General features: G+C 72.1%; 1 rRNA gene and 1 pseudogene. Both read right to left on the bottom strand.

Annotated features, from left to right (window positions below):
* A pseudogene (locus AB0D44_RS22795) lies at positions 1-830 on the bottom strand (hypothetical protein); the annotation flags it as partial.
* Positions 831-1,053: 223 nt separating this feature from the next.
* A 5S ribosomal RNA gene (rrf, locus tag AB0D44_RS22790) occupies positions 1,054-1,144 on the bottom strand; the annotation flags it as partial.

Genomic DNA, 1,144 nt, shown 5'->3' with positions numbered 1-1,144 from the left:
ACACGGAAGCCGCCACGGTCGTCATCACGACGCGGGTAGGAGGGACGCCCACCGCGGTCGTCATCGCGACGCGGGTATGACGGGCGGTCGCCCCCACGGTCGTCACGGCGGAAACCGCCGCCACCACCGGAAGGACGGTCACCACGGTCATCGCGACGGAACGCCGGACGGTCGCCACCGCGGTCGTCACGGCGCGGGTACGACGGGCGGTCGCCCCCACGGTCGTCACGGCCGCCACGGAACCCGCCACGGTCGTCATCACGGCGCGGGTAGCTCGGGCGGTCGCCACCGCGGTCGTCACGGCCGCCGCGGAAGCCACCGCGGTCGTCCTCGCGACGCGGGTACGAGGGGCGGTCGCCACCGCGGTCGTCACGGCGGAAACCGCCGCCACCACCGGAAGGACGGTCACCACGGTCGTCACGGCGGAACGGGGGACGGTCGCCACCCCGGTCATCGCGACGCGGGAAGGACGGACGGTCGCCCCCACGGTCGTCACGGCGGAAACCGCCGCCACCACCGGAAGGACGGTCACCACGGTCATCGCGACGGAACGGGGGACGGTCGCCACCGCGGTCATCGCGACGCGGGAAGGACGGACGGTCGCCCCCACGGTCGTCGCGGCCGCCGCGGAACCCACCGCGGTCGTCATCGCGACGGGGGTAGCTGGGACGGTCGCCGCCCCGGTCGTCACGGCGGAAACCGCCGCCGCCACCGGCGGGACGACCACCGCGGTCATCGCGCCGGAAGCCGCCGCCGCCGCCACCGCCGGCCGGGCGGCCGCCACGGTCGTCGCGACGGAACGGGGGACGGTCGCCGCCACGGTCGTCACGGCCCCCGCGGTAGCCGCCCCTGTCACCGCCGTCGTTGCGCCGAGGCTCGCGCTCCGGACGATCGTCGGGAGAGTTGGACATGGGTGTGACTCCTGTCTTCGGGGTACCGCTAGTCATTCTCGCGCAACCAACCCATGGCCGCGCTTCGGCGTAAAGAGATACAAAAACAAAAAGGACCCTTGGTCCAGCGTTGAACGCTGGACCAAGGGTCCTTTGAAAGATTGTTCGGCGGCGTCCTACTCTCCCACAGGGTCCCCCCTGCAGTACCATCGGCGCTGAAAGGCTTAGCTTCCGGGTTCGGAATGTAACCGGGC

The organism is Streptomyces sp. NPDC048349, assembly GCF_040651925.1.
Classification (GTDB): domain Bacteria; phylum Actinomycetota; class Actinomycetes; order Streptomycetales; family Streptomycetaceae; genus Streptomyces.
This window is presented reverse-complemented; position numbering and strand designations above follow the sequence as displayed.